1 protein-coding gene is annotated in these 262 nt (G+C 72.1%); it reads right to left on the reverse strand.

The genetic code is table 11. The features are described 5' to 3' along the window. Positions 1-262, reverse strand: a 262-nt coding sequence (locus SB822_RS58260) for a glycine--tRNA ligase subunit beta (protein WP_410859266.1), incomplete at both ends; no start/stop codon positions are given.

Below are 262 nucleotides of genomic sequence, written 5' to 3' on the forward strand. Positions count from 1 at the left end.
CGCATCGGCTTGGGGATCGGCATCGCGGCGATCGCCTCGGCGAGGATCTCCGGCAGCAGCTCGGCGGTGCGCGCGCCCGGCTTCACCGCGCGGTGGACGAAACGCTCGCCCTTGCCGTCGGTGGTGCGCTCCAGCGCGTCCCATTCGACCCCCGCCTTGGCGGCGAAACCCTGCAGCGCCTTGGTCGGCTGGCCGTCGGCATCCAGGCCGATGTTCAGGTACGGACCGAGCACCTCGGAGCGCTGTTCGGGCTGCTCGGTGG

The organism is Paraburkholderia sp. SIMBA_054 (assembly GCF_046534875.1).
In the GTDB taxonomy this organism is placed as follows: Bacteria; Pseudomonadota; Gammaproteobacteria; order Burkholderiales; family Burkholderiaceae; genus Paraburkholderia; species Paraburkholderia hospita.